This window comes from Friedmanniella luteola (assembly GCF_900105065.1).
GTDB classification, from domain to species: Bacteria; Actinomycetota; Actinomycetes; order Propionibacteriales; family Propionibacteriaceae; genus Microlunatus; species Microlunatus luteolus.
Map to the genome: position 1 here is coordinate 1,472,517 of NZ_LT629749.1, position 19,045 is coordinate 1,491,561.

Annotated in this window: 19 protein-coding genes; 16 read left to right on the top strand and 3 right to left on the bottom strand. The window is 76.8% G+C overall.

Features of this window, described 5'->3' with window-relative positions; all coding sequences use genetic code 11:
• Nucleotides 1–10: 10 nt before the first annotated feature.
• Both BLT72_RS06970 and BLT72_RS06975 read left to right on the top strand, forming a co-directional pair.
• A complete protein-coding gene (locus BLT72_RS06970) occupies nt 11–1,462 on the top strand; it encodes a CYTH and CHAD domain-containing protein (protein ID WP_091411430.1) in 1,452 nt (483 codons plus the stop codon).
• Between the two features lie 97 nt (nt 1,463–1,559).
• Nucleotides 1,560–2,045 (top strand): pyridoxamine 5'-phosphate oxidase family protein, encoded by a 486-nt coding sequence (locus BLT72_RS06975; protein ID WP_091411432.1) that lies wholly within the window; start codon nt 1,560–1,562, stop codon nt 2,043–2,045.
• Nucleotides 2,046–2,129: 84 nt separating this feature from the next.
• Here the strand turns inward: BLT72_RS06975 and BLT72_RS06980 are convergent, their stop codons facing one another.
• The gene (locus BLT72_RS06980; protein WP_231930394.1) at nt 2,130–3,356 is read right to left on the bottom strand and encodes an FAD-binding domain-containing protein; all 1,227 of its coding nucleotides are present in this window, start codon (nt 3,354–3,356) and stop codon (nt 2,130–2,132) included.
• Nucleotides 3,357–3,463: 107 nt separating this feature from the next.
• On the opposite strand from BLT72_RS06980, the gene BLT72_RS06985 reads away from it, so the two are divergent.
• Together BLT72_RS06985 and BLT72_RS06990 are read left to right on the top strand one after the other, a co-directional pair.
• Nucleotides 3,464–4,276 (top strand): alpha/beta hydrolase, encoded by an 813-nt coding sequence (locus BLT72_RS06985; protein WP_091411434.1) that lies wholly within the window; start codon nt 3,464–3,466, stop codon nt 4,274–4,276.
• Nucleotides 4,273–5,010 (top strand): MBL fold metallo-hydrolase, encoded by a 738-nt coding sequence (locus BLT72_RS06990; protein WP_091411436.1) that lies wholly within the window; start codon nt 4,273–4,275, stop codon nt 5,008–5,010. The genes BLT72_RS06985 and BLT72_RS06990 overlap by 4 nt, the downstream gene beginning before the upstream one ends.
• Here BLT72_RS06990 and BLT72_RS06995 read toward each other — a convergent pair.
• Nucleotides 5,007–6,377: a glucose-6-phosphate dehydrogenase gene (locus tag BLT72_RS06995; RefSeq protein ID WP_091411438.1), complete on the bottom strand. Its 1,371-nt coding sequence runs from the start codon at nt 6,375–6,377 to the stop codon at nt 5,007–5,009. The two genes, BLT72_RS06990 and BLT72_RS06995, sit on opposite strands and share 4 nt — an antisense overlap.
• 119 nt (nt 6,378–6,496) lie before the next feature.
• Here BLT72_RS06995 and BLT72_RS07000 point away from each other — a divergent pair, with 119 nt between their 5' ends.
• Nucleotides 6,497–7,138 (top strand): alpha/beta hydrolase, encoded by a 642-nt coding sequence (locus BLT72_RS07000; RefSeq protein WP_091411441.1) that lies wholly within the window; start codon nt 6,497–6,499, stop codon nt 7,136–7,138.
• Between the two features lie 18 nt (nt 7,139–7,156).
• Here BLT72_RS07000 and BLT72_RS07005 read toward each other — a convergent pair whose 3' ends face one another.
• The gene (locus tag BLT72_RS07005; RefSeq protein ID WP_091411444.1) at nt 7,157–7,804 is read right to left on the bottom strand and encodes a mycothiol-dependent nitroreductase Rv2466c family protein; all 648 of its coding nucleotides are present in this window, start codon (nt 7,802–7,804) and stop codon (nt 7,157–7,159) included.
• Nucleotides 7,805–8,033: 229 nt separating this feature from the next.
• Between BLT72_RS07005 and BLT72_RS07010 the strand changes: the two genes are divergently transcribed.
• From BLT72_RS07010 to BLT72_RS07060, 11 genes are all read left to right on the top strand, one after another.
• Entirely contained in the window at nt 8,034–8,798 is a 765-nt protein-coding gene (locus BLT72_RS07010) for a GAF domain-containing protein (RefSeq protein ID WP_091411446.1), read from the top strand.
• Nucleotides 8,799–8,899: 101 nt separating this feature from the next.
• Nucleotides 8,900–9,541 (top strand): hypothetical protein, encoded by a 642-nt coding sequence (locus tag BLT72_RS07015; protein ID WP_091411449.1) that lies wholly within the window; start codon nt 8,900–8,902, stop codon nt 9,539–9,541.
• Nucleotides 9,538–9,720, top strand: coding sequence for a hypothetical protein (locus tag BLT72_RS07020; protein ID WP_091411451.1), 183 nt, complete (start codon nt 9,538–9,540; stop codon nt 9,718–9,720). The genes BLT72_RS07015 and BLT72_RS07020 overlap by 4 nt, the downstream gene beginning before the upstream one ends.
• 4 nt (nt 9,721–9,724) lie before the next feature.
• The gene (locus BLT72_RS07025; RefSeq protein WP_091411454.1) at nt 9,725–10,501 is read left to right on the top strand and encodes a TlyA family RNA methyltransferase; all 777 of its coding nucleotides are present in this window, start codon (nt 9,725–9,727) and stop codon (nt 10,499–10,501) included.
• 64 nt (nt 10,502–10,565) lie between these two features.
• Nucleotides 10,566–11,567, top strand: coding sequence for an NAD kinase (locus BLT72_RS07030; RefSeq protein ID WP_231930396.1), 1,002 nt, complete (start codon nt 10,566–10,568; stop codon nt 11,565–11,567).
• Entirely contained in the window at nt 11,552–13,261 is a 1,710-nt protein-coding gene (gene recN, locus BLT72_RS07035) for a DNA repair protein RecN (RefSeq protein WP_231930398.1), read from the top strand. Before BLT72_RS07030 ends, recN begins: the two co-directional genes overlap by 16 nt.
• A gap of 97 nt (nt 13,262–13,358) precedes the next feature.
• The gene (gene steA, locus BLT72_RS07040) at nt 13,359–14,540 is read left to right on the top strand and encodes a putative cytokinetic ring protein SteA (RefSeq protein ID WP_091411458.1); all 1,182 of its coding nucleotides are present in this window, start codon (nt 13,359–13,361) and stop codon (nt 14,538–14,540) included.
• A complete protein-coding gene (locus BLT72_RS07045; protein ID WP_091411460.1) occupies nt 14,537–15,463 on the top strand; it encodes a copper transporter in 927 nt (308 codons plus the stop codon). The genes steA and BLT72_RS07045 overlap by 4 nt, the downstream gene beginning before the upstream one ends.
• A gap of 2 nt (nt 15,464–15,465) precedes the next feature.
• Nucleotides 15,466–16,365 (top strand): hypothetical protein, encoded by a 900-nt coding sequence (locus BLT72_RS07050; protein ID WP_091411462.1) that lies wholly within the window; start codon nt 15,466–15,468, stop codon nt 16,363–16,365.
• Complete coding sequence (murJ, locus tag BLT72_RS07055) at nt 16,362–17,987, top strand: murein biosynthesis integral membrane protein MurJ (RefSeq protein ID WP_091411464.1); 1,626 nt, start codon at nt 16,362–16,364, stop codon at nt 17,985–17,987. Before BLT72_RS07050 ends, murJ begins: the two co-directional genes overlap by 4 nt.
• Nucleotides 17,974–19,041, top strand: coding sequence for a glycosyltransferase family 4 protein (locus tag BLT72_RS07060; RefSeq protein ID WP_091411466.1), 1,068 nt, complete (start codon nt 17,974–17,976; stop codon nt 19,039–19,041). The genes murJ and BLT72_RS07060 overlap by 14 nt, the downstream gene beginning before the upstream one ends.
• Nucleotides 19,042–19,045: the final 4 nt, after the last annotated feature.

A 19,045-nucleotide genomic window follows, 5' to 3' on the forward strand; every position in this document is an offset into this window, starting at 1 on the left:
CCCAGGACGCATGACCCGCACGGACGCACGACCAGTGGAGCTCGCCGCGCCGGAGGACCTGCTGCTGCCGGACCTGGCCGACCTGGCCGGTCCGGACGGCGCGGTCGAGGTGCTCCAGCGCACGCTGACCGACCGCTACCTCGACACCGCCGACGGTGCCCTGGCCGCGGCCGGTGCGAGCCTGCGCCGGCGCTCCGGTCCGGAGGGGGCGGGCTGGTTGCTCCGGTTGGCGCCGGGCACCACCCCGGCGGAGCTGACGAGCTCCTCCACCGCGCGCACGCCGCCGGCCGGCCTGACCCGGGTCGCGCTGGGGCTGACTCGCGGGCAGGAGCTCCAGCCGGTGGCCGACCTCAGCACGCAGCAGACGTCGACGCGGCTGGTCGGGCCCGACGGCCGACCGCGGGCCGAGGTCGTCGACGAGCGCACCAGCAGCACCACGCTCGGACACGAGAGCCGGCTGGACCACTGGCGGACCCTCGTCGTCCGCGGGGGTGACGAGGACACCGACCTCGCCCCTGTCGTCGCCCGGCTGGAGGACGCCGGGGCCCGGCCCGACGACGGTCCGAGCCCGCTGGAGCGTGCGCTCGGCTCCGCCGCCCCGACCGCGGCGACGGCGGAGACGAGCAGCCTCGCCGGCCTGGTGGGCCGCTACGTGGCCGAGCAGTGCGACCAGATCGCCCGCGGCGACCTCGCGCTCCGGCTGGGGGACCCGAAGGTGCACCGGACCCGGGTGGCGATCCGGCGTCTCCGCAGCACGCTGCGCGTGTACGGCGACCTGCTGGACCCCGAACCCGCCCGACGGCTGGAGGAGGAGCTGGTGTGGTGGTCCGGCCTGCTGGGCGAGGTGCGGGACCGGGAGGTGCTCGCGGCCCGGCTCGCCGCCCAGCTGGCCGCGCTGCCCCCCGAGCTCGTCCTCGGCCCGGTGGCCGCCGACCTCGACGCCACGCTCAGCCGGGAGCGGGCGCAGCACCTGCACCGCGTCGAGGAGGAGCTGATCGGGGCCCGGCTGCTGGGCCTGCTGGAGGCCCTGGTGCGCTGGCGGACCGAGCCGCCCTTCCTGGAGGGCGCGTCGGCCCCGGCCGACGGCGTCCGCGCGTACGTCAAGGCGGCCGGCCGCAACGCCCGTCGCCGGCTGCGCCAGGCGGCCCGGGAGGAGCCCGGGCCCGAGCAGGAGGAGCGGCTGCACCGTGCCCGCAAGGCGGCGAAGCGGGCCCGGTACGCGGCGGAGCTGGCCGAGCCGGCCTGGCCCCGCGCGGCCCAGCACGCCCGGCGGGCGGAGGAGCTGCAGACGCAGCTGGGGGAGCACCAGGACAGCGTCGTCACCGCGGCCTTCCTGCTGCGGGCCGGCGCGGCCGCGGGGGCGCGCCGGGGGCACAACGGCTTCACCTACGGCCTGCTGCTGGCTGATGAGCGGCAGCGGGCCACCGAGGTCCGACGGCGGGTGCGCAGCCTCCGCGGCTGACCGGACGGGAGCCCTCCGGCGGCCGGCGTGGAGCAGCGTGGCAGGCTCGGAGGACACGTGGGCGCCGACCGGCGCCCGCCGGGAGGAGACGGATCCGATGAGCGACGACAAGCAGGGCGCGGCCAAGCTGGTCGACCTGGCCAAGGACATCAAGATCGCGATGTTCACCACCACCGACGACGAGGGCCACTACGTCAGCCGGCCGATGGCGGCCCAGCACGTCGAGGACGACGCCGACCTCTGGTTCTTCGCCGAGCGCACCTCGAGCGTGGTGGCGCAGGTCGCCACCCGCCCGCACGTCGGGATCACGCTGAGCTCGAACGACACCTGGATCTCGATCGACGGCGAGGCCCAGGTCGTGGACGACGTGGCGAAGGCCAAGCAGCTGTGGAACTCCTGGGTCGAGGCCTGGCTGCCCCAGGGCCCCGAGGACCCGAGCGTGGTCCTGATCAAGGTCGAGGGTCACACGGGCGAGTACTGGGACACCCCCGGCGGCACCGTGGCCTCGCTGCTGAGCTTCGTCAAGGCCAAGACGACCGGCCAGCGCTACGAGGGCTCGGAGAACGAGACCGTCCAGCTCTGAGCCGCCGGACCCCGCGGGGTCCGGGCCACCCGGTCCGCCGGGTCGCCCGGCCCCGCGGCCAGCGGGCGCCCGCGCCGAGCGGGGTCAGAGCCGCAGGTCCTTCCGCCAACCGCTGAACGAGCGGAGCGTGCTGGTCCGGGGCCGGGCCAGCCACGGCCACGGGTGCACCTCCGCCGGCCGGAGGACCGCCGCCCGTCGCGCCCAGCCGGGGACCGGCGCCCAGGTCGCCGCGAGCGAGCGCCCGGCGAGCTCCTCGGTGACGACACCGCGGCGCACCTCGAGGGGTCGCCGCGCCGCCAGGTCGCCGAGCGACTCGGCCAGGAACACCAGGCGCTTCCCGGACAGCCGGAGCCGGCGCAGCAACGGCTCGTCGAAGACGAACACCGCCGGCCGGTCCGGGTCCGCCGCCAGCGCCGGGTCCTCGTCGCCGAGGGACTCCGCCGTCAGCCACACCTGCGCGGCGCCGCCGCCCTCCACCTCCGCCGGTCCCGCCGGTACCGGTGCCCGGCCCAGGTCGGGCCCCTCGACCGCCGGGCCCAGCGGGGCGTCCGGCCAGTCCTGCACCGGGCACCGGTCGGCCAGCGGGCAGCGCCGGCACAGGGCCGGCGCCCGCTTCTCCACCTGCCAGCGGCTGAACCCGTAGGCCTTGCCGCTGCCGGTCCCCGTCGTCCACTGCCAGCCGAGCCGGTTCGAGGCCCGCGACCCGTCGAGCAGGTGCGCGTACATCGCCTGCTCGCCCGCACGCCAGTCGGCGCCGGCGCGCACCGCCCACTGGGAGGCCAGCCACATCCGGGTCTGGTTCACCACCCAGCCGTCGCGGTGCAGCTCCTCGGTCACGCTGGCCATGCAGGCCATGGACGCCGGCCAGGGGTCGCCTTGCCAGGTCGCCGCCCCGGCGGTGGGCTGCTCGCGCCGCAGCGCGCGCCCGTTGGCCGACCCCACCCGGGCGTAGAGGTGCCGGGCGTACTCCGCCCACAGCAGCTCGTCGCGGTAGCGCTTGCGGTCACCCTCCGGCGCCGAGCGGACCGCCGTCCAGACGGCGGGCAGGGTCAGCAGCCCGTGCCGCAGGTAGGGCGACATCCGGCTGGCGCCGCGGGCGGACACCGGCAGCACCGTGCTGCGCCGCCGGGCGTAGTTCGTCACGTCGAGCGTGGCCAGGGCCGCGTCGGCAGCGTCCTGGCCGCCACGGAACGCGCCGGCCGCGACGCCGTCGGGGCCCTCGAGGGTCAGGTCGCCGAGGTGCTCGGACACCCAGGCCTCGGCGGCGTCGGGGCGGGCACCGGGCGGGGGCGGTGGGGGGAGCAGGGGCACCTCGAGAGTCTGCCAGCCGCTTCCGACAGCTCCCCGCCGTCGCCGTCGACCGCGGGAGGGCGGGAGGCCGGGGCGGGGCGCCACCGGCGGTGCGGCAGGATCGGCCCATGGCCCACCTGCGCTGCGACTTCTACTCCGACGCCCTGGCCCTGAGCACCTCGATGACGGTCCTGCTGCCGCAGCCGACGACGACCCAGATCGGGCTGACCGGCCAGGTGGGCAGTGGGCCCCCGCCGGTGCTCTACCTGCTGCACGGCCTGAGCGACGACGACACCACCTGGCTGCGCCGCACGTCGATCGAGCGCTACGTCTCCGAGCTCGGCTGGGCGGTGGTGATGCCCCAGGTGCACCGCAGCTTCTACACCGACGAGCACGACGGCGGGGCGTTCTGGACCTTCGTGAGCGAGGAGCTGCCCGCGCTGGTCGACCGGTTCTTCCGCGTCTCCACCGCGCGCGCGGACACCTTCGTGGCCGGGCTCTCGATGGGGGGCTACGGCGCCCTCAAGCTGGCCCTGCGGCAGCCCGACCGGTTCGCCGCCGCCGCGAGCCTGTCCGGAGCGCTGGACCTGGCGGCGCTGGCGGGCCGGGCCGGGGTCCCGCCGTCGCCGGACCACCGGATGTTCACCCGGATCCTCGGTCCCGGCGGCACCGTCGCCGCCGAGGACGACCTGCTGGCCCTGGCCCGCCGCGCCGACCCGGCGCGGCTGCCCGCGCTGCACCTGAGCTGCGGCACCGAGGACGCGCTGCTGGCCTCGAACCACGCCTTCGCGGCGGTCTGCGCGGAGGCGGGCATCCCGCTGACCACCGCCTTCCCGCCGGGCGAGCACGAGTGGGGCCTCTGGGACACCGGGATCGTCGAGGTGCTGGCCTTCTTCGCCGGTGTCCGGCAGGCCGCCGCCGACGCGGAGGTGGAGGCGTGATCGCCCTGGACGTCGTCGAGGGCGTGCACGCGGTCGTCCACGCGCACACCAACTGCTACGTGGTGGAGGGCGACGACGGCGTGACGCTCGTCGACGCGGCCTTCCCGTCGACCTGGCCGCGGGTGGAGCGCGCGCTCGCGCTGGCCGGCCGACGGGTGGACGAGATCCGGGGCCTGGTCATCACCCACGGGCACTTCGACCACGTCGGCTTCGCGCGGATGCTCCAGCAGCGGCACGGCGTCCCGGTGTGGGCGCACCCGGACGACCACCACCTGACCCGGCACCCCTACCGCTACCGCCCGCAGCAGCCGCGGCTGGTGCACCCGCTCACCCACCCCCGCGGGTTGCCGGTCCTCGCCGCCATGGTGGCCGCCGGGGCGCTCCGGGTACCCGGCGTGCAGGCCGACCACGCCCTGCTCCCGGGGCCACTGCCGCTGCCCGGCGGGATGACGGTGCTGCACACCCCGGGGCACACCGACGGCGAGTGCGTCCTGCACCTGCCGGGCCGCCGGGCGCTCATCACCGGGGACGCCATGGTCACCCTCGACCCCTACAACGGGCGTCGAGGGCCACGGGTCATCGCCCCGTCGGCCACCCACGACACCGAGCAGGCGCGGGCCTCGCTGGCCCCCCTCGCCGAGCTGGACGTCGACCACGTGCTGCCCGGCCACGGCGACATCTGGTCCGACGGGGTGGCCGAGGCGGTCGCCCGCGCCCGCCGGACCCGGGCCTAGGCCCAGTCGGCCGGGCCGTCGGAGCCCGCCGGGTAGGTGTCGAGCGGGACGTCGCCGGCCCGCCAGGCCGCCAGCACCGGGTCGACGATCCGCCAGCACTGCTCGGCGGTGTCCCCGCGGACCGACAGCAGCGGGTCGCCGTCGAGCACCCCGGCGAGCACCTCCCCGTAGGGGGGCAGCCGGCCGGCGCCCAGGTCGACGTCCAGCTCGACGTGGTCCAGCTCCATCGGGTCGTCCGGGCCGTTGACCGTCAGCCCCAGCGTGATCCGGTCGGGTCCCATCACCAGCCGCAGCCGGTCGGGGAGGGCGTCGCCCCGCAGCCCGACGGGGACGTGGGTCGCCGGCTTGAAGGTGATCAGCACCTCCTTGCGCTTGACGCCCAGCGCCTTGCCCGAGCGCAGCCGGAACGGCACCCCGGCCCACCGGCTGTTGTCGACCTCCACCACCAGCTCCGCGAGGGTCTCGGTCCCGCGGGACGCGTCGACGCCCGGCTCGGCGGCGTAGTCGGGGATGTCGCGCTCGTCGACGTGGCCGGCGGTGTACCGGGCGCGCCGCCCGGCGGCGGCCGGGTCGCCGCCCCGGACCCGGCACGCCCGCAGCACCTGCGCCTCCGCGTCGCGCAGGTCGGTCTCGTTCACGGCGGCCGGGGGCTCCATCGCCACCAGCGCGAGGACCTGCAGCAGGTGGCTCTGGATCATGTCCATCAGCGCGCCGGCGGAGTCGTAGTACCGGGCGCGGTTCTCCAGCGCCAGCTGCTCGTCGAAGACGATGTCCACGCGCTCCACGTGCAGGTTGTTCCAGACCGGCTCGAAGAGCCGGTTCGCGAACCGCAGGCCCAGCAGGTTGAGGACGGTCGAGCGGCCGAGGAAGTGGTCGACGCGGTGCACCTGCGCCTCGGGCACCAGGCGGGTCAGCAGCCCGTTGAGGTCGGCCGCGCTCGCCTGGTCGGTGCCGAACGGCTTCTCCAGCACCAGCACGGTGCCCTCGGGCAGGTCCACGTCGAGCAGCGCCGTGCAGGCCCGTACCGTGACGGCCGGCGGCAGCGCGAAGTAGAGCGCAGGCGGGGCCGCGCACGAGGCGATGAGCGCCGACAGGGCGGCCGCGTCGGTCACGTCGGTCTGCTGGTAGCGGGTCGTGGCCAGCACGGCGTCGAGCGTGGCGGGGGACACCTTGGCGGCGGTGAAGGAGCTGCGCACCCGGTCCTGCCAGGTCGCGTCGTCCCAGTCCTCGGCGCCGGCTCCCACCAGCACCAGGTCGCGCCGGCCGGGCTCCGCCTCCAGCAGGTCGCCCAGCGCCGGCAGCAGCAGCCGGCCGGCCAGGTCACCGCTGGCCCCGAGCAGCAGGAAGGTCTGGATGGGGCTGCTCATCGGGTCCTCGATCCGCAGACCCCGACGCCGCACCCCCGAGCGGGGAACGGCCGGGTCGGCGTGGTCACCGTACCCAGCCCCGGCCGCCGGGTGCCGGAGGTCCCTGCGAGGCTGACGGGGTGACGACGAGCCCCCCGCCCACGGTGAGCCCGGACCAGGTCTGGTGGTCCGCCCCGGCCGACCAGCGGGAGGGGCGGCCACTGCTCGTGCTGCTGCACGGCCACGGGATGGACGAGCAGATGGGCGCCGGCGTGCGGGACCGCTTGCCGCCGGAGCTGGTGCTGGCCTCGATCCGGGGACCGCTGCGGGTGCGCAGCGGCTACGGCTGGTTCCCGCTGGACGCGAGCCTGCGGCTGGAGCAGGTCGACGAGGCGGCGCACCGCGTGGTCCGCTGGGTGGCGGCGCAGACGCGGCACCCCTCGGTCGGCGTGCTGGGCTTCTCGCAGGGCTCCTCGATCGGCCTGCAGGCCATGCGGCTGGACCCCGACCTCTTCGCCTACGGGGTCGTGCTCTCCGGGTTCGCCGCCCCGCTGCCGGTGGCGGGCGACGCCGAGCTGCGGCGTCGGCTGCCCCCGGTGTTCAGCGGCCGGGGGGACGCCGACCCGCTGGTCCCCGCCCCCCTGGTGGCGCTCACTGACCAGTGGCTGGCCGACCACACCACCCTCACCCGGCGGGTCTACCGGGGCCTGGGCCACGACGTGTCACCCGCCGAGATCGAGGACCTGACGGCGTTCCTCCGCGCCCAGCTGCCCGGGGGCTGAGCCCCCGGGCCGGTGCGCTCAGTCGAAGTGCAGGCCGTCGGTGCGCTGCCGCTTGAGCTCGAAGAAGTACGGGAACCCGGCCAGGGTCACCGTGGCGTCCCACAGCTTTCCGGCCTCCTCGCCGCGCGGGATGCGGGTGATGACCGGGCCGAAGAACGCGGTGTCGTTGACGTGGATGGTCGGCGTGCCGACCCCCTCGCCCACCTTGTCCATGCCGGCGTGGTGGCTGGCGCGCAGCGCGTCGTCGTGGTCGGTGGTGTCGGCGGCCGCCGCCAGCTCGGCCGGCAGGCCCAGCTCGGCCAGCGACTCCCGGACCACCGCGGGGAGGTCCTTGTTGCCCTGGTTGTGGATCCGGGTGCCCATGGCGGCGTAGAGCGGTGCGAGGACCTCGTCGCCCTTGAGCTCCGCCGCCGCGATCGCCACCCGCACCGGGCCCCACGCCTGCTCGAGCATCTTGCGGTAGTCGTCCGGGATGTCCTGGTTCTCGTTGAGCACGGCCAGGCTCATGACGTGGAAGTGCACCTCGATGTCGCGGACCTTCTCGGCCTCGAGGATCCACCGCGAGGTGATCCAGCAGAAGGGGCACAGGGGGTCGAACCAGAAGTCCGCCTTGTCCCGGCGGGTGCCGTCCTGCGCGGAGGCCGTCGTCTCGACCGTGCTGGTCATCGTTCTCCTTCGTCCGGCCGGCGGGTGGTCCGGGGCGTCCGGGGCCTCGCCGGCGCTGGGTCTGCTGGCGCAACACCGCCGGCCGCCCCCGATGTTCCCCGATCCGTCCCGGTTCCGGTCCGAGCGGGTCCTCGCGCGCCTACGATCGCGGTGACCCCGGCCGGTCCGGCCGGGGTGGTCCGGCGCGACCGCCGGCCGCAGCGCGCGGAGTCCTTGCTCGGGGGAGTGGATGCACGTGTTCGACGAGGGTGGGGCGGAGCGCGGCCCGGCGGGCGGCCCCGCCCCGGCCGGGGCGACCCACGCGACCTCGACGGCCGACCCGGCGGCGGGGGTCCTCGCCATGCTGGGGGCGGTCGGACCGACCCTGGCCGACACCCTCCAGCACCTGGCCGGGCTCGCCGCGACCCTCGCGCCGCAGGCGGACGGGATCGCGCTCGTCGTGCTCCGCCCGGACGGTGGAGACGAGCGGGCGCTGACCGGGTGCGCCGCCACGCCGGAACGGCTGCAGGCCGAGCTGGCCGAGGGCCCGGCCCTCGACGCCACCCGTGGTGGGGCCGTCGTGGGCAGCGCCGACCTGGCGGCGGACGACCGGTGGCCGGGGCTCGCGGCCCGGGTCGCCGCGGCCGGCCCCCGGAGCGCGCTCTGCGTGCCGCTCGTCCGGCACGGCGGCGTGCTGGGCCACGTCGGCGCTTACGCCGACGCCGCCGACGCGTTCGGCGACCGCGAGCGGCACCTGGCCGCACGCTGGGCCGGGGCGGCCGCGGAGGCGTGCTCCGAGGCGCTGCTGGCCGAGCAGGAGCGCCGGACCCGGCTGCTGGAGCTCGACGGTGACGAGCGGGCGGCGGTGGACCGGGCGGTCGCGGCGCTGGCCGCGCAGGACGGGGTCGGGCCCGACGAGGCCCTCGCCGTGCTCGAGATGCTGGCCCGCACCGAGCAGGAGGACCTGGTCGCCGTCGCCCGGGCCGTGGCCACGGACGTCGCGGGCGGCCCGTGAACCGTCGCCCGACGCGCTGAGCGGGCACCGGGGCCGCTGGTGACGACCAACTACCGTGGGGGCCGTCGGACCCAGCAGCGCCAGGTGGAGGAACGAGCTTGATGATCGAAGCCGTGCAGACGTACGTCAACCTGGTGAACGGGGTGTCCAGGGCAGCCCGTGACCGGGCCCGCGCCGCGGCCCGCGAGTGGCTGGCCCAGGTCGGCCTCGAGGAGGTGGCCGACGACGCCGAGAGGCGGGTCGGCAGGCTGACCGAGGAGATCCTCGACGCGAGCCGGGCGAACCGCGAGCTGCTGGAGAACCTGGTCGCCTCCGAGGTCACCAAGGCCGCGAGCCGGCTCGGCTTCGTCCGCTCCGACGACCTCGACGAGGTGCGCGAGGAGATCGCCGAGCTCCGCGCCCAGTTGGCCCGCGACAAGGCCGCTGCGGCCGGCGCTCCGCGGGCCCGGAACGCGTCGGCCCGCGGGGCTGCGGCCAGCGCCGCCGCCGCGACCCCGCCGGCGGCGAGCGACCCGGCCGCGACCGCTGCGACGACGCCGGCGCCGAAGAAGGCCGCCGCGACGAAGACGACGACCGCGAAGAAGGCGGCTGCGGCCGGCACCCCGGCGCCGACCAGCCCGGGGACGCCCCGCGCCGGCCGGGCCACCAGCACCCGCCCGGGCGCCGCGCAGCGGCTCGCCGAGCAGGCCGGGACCGGTGGCGCCGGGCCCGCGACGGACGCGGGCGCGGAGGCCGGCGCGTGAGCGAGCCGACCGGGCCGGCGGCACCGACCCCGCCCGCCGTCGACCACCCCGACGTGGCGGCGGCGCTCCGCCTCGTGGCCGACCTCGACGACCAGCCGCTCGACCAGCACCACGAGCGCCTCAGCCGGGTGCACGAGGTGCTGCACGGCGTCCTGCACCCCGGCCCCCCCGCGCGCTGAGCCGGTGCCGGACCGGCTCGACCGGCTGCTGCTGACCCGCGGCCTCGCCCGCTCGCGCAGCCAGGCCCAGGCGCTGGTGGCCGCCGGCGACGTGCAGGTCGACGGCGTGGTGGTCACCAAGGCGTCGGCCGTGGTGCCCGACCGGGCGGCCCTCACCGTGACCGCGGACCCCTACGTGTCCCGGGCGGCGCACAAGCTGCTCGGCGCCCTCGACGAGCTCGGGCTGGCCGTCGGCGGGCGCGCCCTCGACGCCGGGTCGTCCACCGGCGGCTTCACCCAGGTGCTGCTGGAGCGCGGGTGCGCGCCGGTGTACGCCGTCGACGTCGGCACCGACCAGCTGGTCCCGGCGCTCCGGGCCGACCCGCGGGTGGTGGTGCGGGAGCAGACGAACCTCCGGGACCTGACCCTCGGGCACGTCGACGGCACGCCCGTCGACCTCGTCGTCGCCGACGTCTCCTTCATCTCGCTCACCCTGCTGGTCGCACCGCTGGCCGGGGTCACCCGCCCGGGCGGCCGGCTGCTGCTGATGGTGAAGCCGCAGTTCGAGGTGGGCCGGGAGCGGCTGGGCCGCGGCGGCGTCGTCCGGGAGCCCGGGCTGCACCGGGAGGCCGTCGAGACCGTGCTCGCGGCGGCGGACGGGCAGGGCTGGCACGCGCTCGCGGTCCGGCCCAGCCGGCTGCCGGGGCCCGCCGGCAACCGCGAGTTCTTCGTCCTCCTCGGTGACGTCGCGCCGCGGCAGCCGCCCGACCTCGGCGTGGCCACCGCCCCGGCGACGGGTTGAGGGGCGCGGCGGGCGGGGTCGTGGCGGCGCGGGGCTGTCGGACCCGCCACTTATGCTCGTGGGCGTGACCGAGGCCAGCGACCTGACCCGGCCCGGTGGGCCCGCCCGGCAGGGCGCGCGCCGGGTGGGCGTGCTGACCCACATGGGCCGCCCCGCCGCCATCGACGCGGCCACCCGGCTGATCGAGGGCCTCTACGCCGCCGGCATCGTCTCGGCGCTGCCCGAGGACGACCTGGACCAGATCGACCCGCGGCTGTCCGACGCCGTCACCGTGCTCACCAAGCCGGTGGCCGCCGACTCCGGGGTGGAGCTGCTGGTCGTCCTGGGTGGGGACGGCACCATCCTCCGCGGCGCGGAGTGGGTGCTGAGCTCGGACCTGCCGCTGCTCGGGGTCAACCTCGGCCACGTCGGCTTCCTGGCGGAGGCCGAGTCGTCGGAGATCGACAGCATCGTCGAGCGGATCGTCGACCACTCCTGGACCGAGGAGCTCCGCTCCACCGTGCAGGTGACGCTCCGGGAGTGCGAGCAGGGTGAGGTCGTCTGGTCGTCCTACGCCATCAACGAGGTCTCCATCGAGAAGGCCGCCCGCGAGCGGATGCTGGAGGTGCTGGTCGAGGTCGACGGCCGGCCGCTGTCGCGCTGGGCCTGCGACGGTGTGCTGCTGGCCACCCCGACGGGCTCGACGGCCTACGCGTTCTCCGCCGGCGGCCCGGTGATCTGGCCCGGCGTCGACGCGCTGCTGATGGTGCCGCTGAGCGCCCACGCCCTCTTCGCCCGGCCGCTGGTGCTGGGCCCGACCTCCACCGTGGTGATCGAGCTGATCGAGGCCTCGCCCACCTTCGGGGTGGTCTGGTGCGACGGCCGCCGTTCCGCCGAGCTCCGCAGCGGCATGGAGATCGAGGTCCGGCAGGGTCTGCACAAGCTGCGGCTGGCCCGGCTGTCCGAGGCCCCCTTCACCGACCGGCTGGTCAACAAGTTCGGCCTGCGGGTCGAGGGCTGGCGGGGCGCCGCGGAGGCGGGGCGGGAGTCCGTGCTGCAGCCCCAGCGGGCGTGGTCCAGCCCGTGATCGACGAGCTGCGGATCACCGACCTCGGCGTGATCAACGACGCGACGATCGCCCTGCACCCCGGCTTCACCGTCGTGACGGGGGAGACGGGCGCCGGCAAGACCATGGTCGTCACCGGCATCGGGCTGCTGCTCGGCGAGCGGGCCGACCCGCGCGCCGTCCGCAACGGGGCCGAGCGGGCCCGCGTCGAGGGCCGTTTCCGTGACGTCGCCCCCGCGCTGGTGGCCCGGGTCGAGGACGCGGGTGGTGAGCTGGACGACGGCGGCACCGGTCCCGAGCTGCTGGTCGCCCGGCACCTCACCGCGGCCGGCCGGTCCCGGGCGTACCTGGGCGGCAGCTCCGTGCCCGCCGCCGTCTGCGCCGACGTCACCTCCCACCTGATCACCATCCACGGGCAGTCCGAGCAGGTCCGGCTGGCGGCGTCGGACCGGCAGCGGGAGATCCTCGACCGTTTCGCCGGCGCCGCGCTGGCCGCGCCGCTGGGGGAGTACCGGAGCCGGTACGCCGAGCGCCGCTCCACCGCCGCAGAGCTGACCGAGCTGCGGGACGCCGCGCAGGCCCGCGCCCGCGAGGCGGACCTGCTGGCCTTCGGGCTGGCCGAGATCGAGAAGGTCGCGCCCGAGGCCGGCGAGGACGTCACCCTGGCCGCCGAGGCCGAGCGGCTGCAGTCCGCGGACGACCTGCGGCTGGTCGCCACCAGCGCGCTCGCCGCGCTGGCGGGCAGCGACGACGAGGCCGGCGGCGCGATGACCGACGTCGGGATGGCCCGCAAGGCCCTCGACGGCCAGGGGGACGCGGAGATCACCGCGCTGGCCGGCCGGCTGGCCGAGGTCAGCTACGCCCTGGGTGACGTGGCCGCCGACCTGGCCCGCTACCTCGACCGGCTGGACGCCGAGCCGGGCCGGCTGGAGTGGATCGCCAGCCGGCGGTCGGCCCTGCAGCGGCTGACCCGCAAGTACGGGGCGACCGCCGACGAGGTGATCGCCTGGTCCGCCGACGCCGCCGCCCGGCTCGCCACCCTCGACTCCTCCGACGAGCGGATCGCCGCGCTGACCGAGCGGGTCACGGTCCTCGACGCCGAGCTGGCCGCGCTGGCCGGCCGGATCACGGCCGAGCGGGGCCGGGCCGCGACGGCGTTCAGCGAGCAGGTGCTCGGCGAGCTGGCCGCGCTCGCGATGCCGCACGCCCGCCTCGTCTTCGCGCTCACCACCGGCGAGCTCGGGCCGCACGGCGCCGACCACGTCGACCTGCTCTTCAGCGCCAACCCCGGCAGCGAGCCGCGCAGCCTCGCCAGGGTGGCGTCGGGCGGTGAGCTGTCGCGGGTCCGGCTGGCCCTGGAGGTGGTGCTGGCGGCGGACGCCGAGCACCAGACGCTCGTCTTCGACGAGGTCGACGCGGGTGTCGGGGGTCGGGTCGCCGTCGAGATCGGCCGCCGGCTCGCCGCGCTCTCCCGGCACGCGCAGGTCGTCGTCGTCACCCACCTCGCCCAGGTGGCGGCCTTCGCCGACCAGCACTACGTCGTGGTGAAGGCCGACGACGGCCAGGTGACGACCAGCGGCGTGCTGCCCGTCGCCGAGGAGGAGCGGGCGGCCGAGCTGGCCCGGATGATGGCCGGGCTGGAGACGACCGACTCGGCGCTGGCCCACGCCGGCGAGCTGGTCGAGCTCGCGGCCGCCACCCGCCGGACCGGCTGAGCGCCTGGCCCGGGACGCGGCCCTGACCACCGGCCGACCGGCGGGGCCGCGTCGACGGGCCGGTCGGGAGGTCCCTGCGTGGGAGGATGAGGCCGCCATGAAACTCCCCGCTCCGCTGCGCCGACGCGGCGTCCCCGCCGAGATCGGCGGGATCGTGCGGCTGGACCGGCGCACGAAGACCCTCACCAAGAGGCTCGGTCCGGGCGAGATCGCCGTCATCCACCACAGCGACCTCGACCGGGTGAGCGCCGAGGCCCTCGTCGCCGCCGGGGTGAGCGCCGTCGTCAACGCCGTCCCCTCCGTCTCCGGCCGCTACCCGAACCTGGGGCCCGGGATCCTGCTCGAGGCCGGCATCACGCTGATCGACGACGCGGGCGAGGACGTGTTCACCGCCGTCAGGGAGGGCGACCGGATCACCCTGGACGCGGGTCTGCTGCTCGACCTCGAGGGCGCCGTGGTCGCCGAGGGCACGCTGATGACGACCGACCTGCTGGAGTCGAAGCTGGAGGTCGCCCGGGAGGGGCTGTCGGACCAGATCGACGCCTTCACCGAGAACACCATGCGCTACCTCCGCGAGGAGAAGGAGCTGCTGCTCGAGGGCATCGGCGTGCCGGAGATCCGGACCCAGATCGAGGGCCGGCACGTGCTGATCGTCGTCCGGGGCTACGACTACCGCAGCGACCTCGAGGCCCTGCGGCCCTACATCTCGGAGTACAAGCCCCTGCTGATGGGCGTCGACGGCGGCGGCGACGCGCTGATCGAGGCCGGGTACCGGCCCGACATGATCATCGGCGACATGGACTCCTGCTCGGACGCGACGCTGCGCTGCGGGGCCGAGATCATCGTGCACGCCTACCGCGACGGCCGGGCGCCGGGCGTCGAGCGGGTCCACGACCTGGGGCTGGAGGCGGTCGTCTTCCCGGCGCTGGGCACCAGCGAGGACGCCGCGATGCTGCTCGCCGACACCAAGGGGGCCCGGCTGCTGGTGGCGGTGGGCACCCACGCCTCGCTGGTCGAGTTCCTCGACAAGGGCCGCTCCGGGATGGCGTCGACCTTCCTCACCCGGCTCCGGGTGGGGCCGAAGCTGGTGGACGCCAAGGGCGTGTCCCGGATCTACCGCAGCCAGATCCGCGGCTGGCACCTCGTGCTGCTGGTGCTCGCGGGGCTGCTGGCCCTGGTCACCGCGCTCTCGTTCACCGACGTGGGGCTGGCCGTGGGCAGCGTGATCGTGGCCCGGCTGCGCGACCTCGTCTACTTCTTGAAGGAACTGCTCACGTGATCAACTTCCGGTACCACATCGTCTCGCTGATGGCGGTGTTCCTGGCGCTGGCGGTGGGGATCGCGGTGGGGGTCTCCCTGAGCCCTTCGGTGAGGTCCGGGCTCAACGCGCAGGCCGACCAGGACCGCAAGCAGGTGATCGAGCTGCGCTCCGAGCTGGACCGCGTCAACGCGCTCGACGAGTACCGCGAGGCCTGGGCCGGCCGGGCGGGCGCCCAGGTCGCCGCCGGCGCCCTGACCGGGGTCGGCGTCGCGGTCGTGAGCATGCCCGACGCCCCCAACCCGGTCGTCCAGGCGATCACCGAGGCCGTCACCGGCGCCGGGGGGACCGTCGTCAGCACCGTTCGCGTCGACAGCGACGTCTTCGACCCGAGCAAGGCCGAGGTGGTCGACGAAGCCGTCGCGCCCTACACCGACGAGTTGCAGCTGCAGGACGACATGACCCCGGCGACCCGGTTCGGCCGCGCGCTCGGCTTCTCCGTCGCCGCCAAGGCGCCGCAGGAGCGCGACGACCTGGCCGTCGGCATCGGCGACGCCCTGGAGAAGGCCGGGCTGGCCACGCTGAGCGGGGACTCCGCCCGACGGGCCGAGCTGGTGGTCGTGGTCAGCGCCGCCGCGTCGGACCCGCAGCCCGCGCCCGAGGTGCTGCAGGCGCACGTGCAGGCCGACGTCGGTCTGGTCTTCCACGCCGCGGGGTTGGTGCTCGCCGGCCCCAACAGCGAGAGCATCACCGGCACCGACGTGCTGACCGCCCGGACCGACGACGACGCGGCCGACGTCCTCAGCACCGTCGACGTCGCCGACCTGCCCAGCGGCGTCATCACCACCGTGCTGGCCGGCCAGGAGCAGCTGCAGGGCCGCCAGGGCCACTACGGAGCGCTGACCCGGGCCGACGCGCCGCTGCCGACCCTGCCGGTGCGCTGAGCGTGGCCGGCCCGCCGGGGCGGGGGAGCGCCGCTGCCGCCGCCAGCCTACGGGCGGCGCTGGTCGCGGCCGGCTGCGCGGCCGTCGGCGCGGCGCTGGTCACCGCCCGCCCGCCCGCCGACCCGACCGGTCACCGCTGGTGGCGGCCCAACCACGCCGGCGCCCCGGTGACCCTCGCCGAGGGTCCCGTCGCCGTCGTCGCCACCCTCTCCGGGCTGGCCCTGGCCCTGCCCGCGGCGGGGCCGCGGTCCACCGCCGCCGTCGCGGTGGCGGTGCTCGGCTCGGGGCTGGTCGGCGCCCACGACGACCTGCACGGCTCGGCGCAGGCCCGCGGCTTCCGCGGGCACCTGCGCGCGCTGCGTCAGGGCACGGTCACGACCGGCCTGGTCAAGATCCTCGGGGTGGGGGCCAGCGCCCTCGTCGCGGCCGTGCTGGTCGAGAGCGGGCGGGGTCGGCGCCCCCTCCCGGTCCGCCTGGTCGACGTGGGCCTGGACACCGTGCTGGTCGCCGGGACGGCGAACCTCGTCAACCTGCTGGACCTCCGGCCCGGACGGGCGGGGAAGGCCGTCGCCCTGCTCGGCCTCGGCCTCGCGGCCGGCACCACCCGGCCCGGCCGGCCCGCCGTCCCCGGTCTGGGGGCCGTGCTCGGCGCCGTCGCGGGCGTCCTGCCGGCCGACCTGGCCGGCCGCTCGATGCTCGGCGACTGCGGGGCCAACGCGCTGGGCGCCGGGCTGGCCACCGGCGCCGTCGCGGTGCTGCCCCGGCCGGCCCGGCTGCTGGCCCTGCTGGCCGTCGGGGGGCTCAACGCGGCCAGCGAGAAGGTCAGCTTCACCGCGGTCATCGAGGCCACGCCCTGGCTGCGCCGGCTGGACCGCCTGGGTCGGCGGACGGTCGGGCCGTGAGGGCGGGCGCCGGCTCGGTGGCCCTCAGCCTGGCGGGTCTGACGCTGGCCGCCCGGCTGGTCGGCTTCGGGCGCTCGGTCGTGTTCTCCAAGACCGTCGGCGACACCTGCCTGGGTGACGCCTACAACGCCGCCAACACGCTGCCCAACCTCTTGTTCGAGGTCGTGGCCGGCGGGGTGCTGGCCGGCGTCGTGGTGCCCGTGGTGGCCCGGCACGTCGCCGCCGGCCGCGGCGAGCAGACCACCCGCACCGTCTCGGCGCTGGTCACCTGGACCCTGCTGGTCCTCACCCCCGCCGCGCTCGTCGCCCTGCTCGGGGCGCCGCTGTACGCCCGGCTGCTCGCGTCCCCCGGCTGCCCCGGCAGCGCGGGCACCGTCGCCGCCCTGCTCGTGGTGTTCGCGCCGCAGGTGTGGCTCTACGGGCTGGCCGTGGTGAGCGCGGGCGTGCTGCAGGCGCACGACCGGTTCCTCGCCGCCGCGACGGCCCCGCTGGTCTCCAGCCTCGTCGTCGTCGCGGCCTACCTGGCCTTCGCCGCCGTCGCCCCCGCCGCCGCCCGGGACGACCTCGGAGCCCTCAACCCGGCCGCCGCCGCCGTGCTCGGCTGGGGCACGACCCTCGGCGTGCTCGCCCTCGCGGCCTGCACCCTGGTGCCGCTGGCCCGCCTCGGCCTCCGCGTCCGGCCGCGGCTGCGGTTCGCCGACGGCGACCGCGGCGTCATCCTGCGGATCGCCGGGGCCGGGCTGGCCGGGCTGGTGCTGCAGCAGCTCAGCGTGCTGCTGATCAGCTGGGCCGCCCAGCGCAGCGGCGACCCGGGCGCCCTCACCCGGTTCACCTGGGCCAACGCCCTCTACCTGCTGCCGTACGCCGTGCTCGTCGCGCCGCTGCTGCAGACCGTGTTCCCGCGGCTGTCGAGGGCGGCCGGCACCGACGCCGACGGCGGGCGGACCGCCGTCCGCGCGGTGCTGACCCGCACCGCGCCGTCCGTCGTCCTGCTGGCCTGGCTGGGGGCGGCGCTGCTCGCCGGCACCGCCGTCCCGGTCGCCCGGGTGTTCGTGCTGGGGCCGGGCTCGGGCCGGACCGACGCCCTGGCCGGCCCGATCACCGCCTTCGCCCCCGCCGTCGTCGGCTTCGCCCTGCTGGGCCTGGCCACCCGGACGCTGCTGGCCCAGCACCGGGCCCGCGCCGCGGGCCTGGCCACCGGTCTGGCCTGGGGCGCCGTCATCGTCGCCGTCGCCGGCCTCCGGCTGGTCGTGCCGCCCACGGCTCTGGTGCCCGTGCTCGCCGGGAGCGTGTCCGTCGGGATGGCCGTCGGCGCCGTCGTCGGCTGGGCGGCCCTGCACCGGCAGGGGGTCGCCGCCGGCCTGGCCCGGCCGCTGCTGGTCGGGCTGACCGCCGCGGTCGTCGCGGTGCTCGCCTGCTGGTGGCCCGCCGCCCGGCTCGGCGACGCCGGGCTGACCGCGGCCCTGCTGGGCGGCGCCGGGCTGGCCGTGCTCGGCACCGCGGTGTTCGCGGGCGTCGCCGCCCTGCTCGACCGCTCGCTGCTCACCGGTCTGGGCCGGCTGCGCGGCCGCGACGCGGACGCCGACGCCGACGCCGACGAGGTGCAGCGTGCGGGTCGTTGAGACGCTGAGCGCGAGCACCGGCGGGATCGGCCGGCACGTCGCCGACCTGGCGCCCCGCCTCGCCGCCCTGGGCCACGACGTGACGGTGCTCTGCCCGCCCTCCACCGCGGCCGCCCACGACCTCGCCGGTCTGGACGTCGGGCCGCCCCGGCGGCTCGCTCGGCTGCGCGGGGTCGACGTCGTGCACGCGCACGGCTACAAGGCGGCCGCCGCGGCGCTGCCCTGGACCCGGCTGCGGCGCATCCCGCTGGTGGTCAGCTGGCACAACGCCGTGCTCGCCGACGGCGCCGCCGGCCGGGTCGGGCGCGCCCTGCAGGTCCTCGTCGCCCGGGGGGCGGACCTGACCCTGGGGGCCAGCACGGACCTGGTCGCGGCCGCGCGGGCCGCCGGCGCCCGGCACGCCGCGCTCGGGCCCGTGGCGGCCCCCCGGCTGGCGGCGCCCACGGTGCCCCGGGAGCGTTCCCGCGCCGCGCTGGGGCTGGCACCCGGCACGGTGCTGGTGGTCACCGTCGGCCGGCTGGCGCCGCAGAAGAACCTGGGGCTGGTGCTCGACGTCGCGGCCCGGCTGGCCGCCCGGACCGACCTCACCTTCGTGCTGGCCGGCGGCGGCCCGCTGCAGGCGACCCTGGCCGCGCGCGCCGCCCGGGAGGGCACCCGGGTGCGGCTGCTCGGGCCCGTCGACGACGTGGCGTCGCTGCTGGCGGCGGCCGACCTGATGCTGCTGACCTCCAGCTGGGAGGCGCGGGCGCTCGTCGCCCAGGAGGCCCTGCTGGCCGGGCTGCCGCTGGTCAGCACCCGCGTCGGCGGGATCGAGGAGCTGGTCGGCGACGCCGCCGTCCTGGTGCCCGGGGGCGACGCCGCGGCCGCCGCGGCCGCCGTCGTCGCGCTGGCCGACGACCCCGCCCGGCGCGCCGCCCTGGCCGCCGCGGGCCTCCGGCGGGCCGCGACCTGGCCTGACGAGGACGAGGTGGCCCAGGACCTGTCCGCGACCTACGGGCGGCTCGTCGACCGGCGCGCCGGAGGCCATTCGACCAAGGGGCGTCCGCCCACGTAGGCTG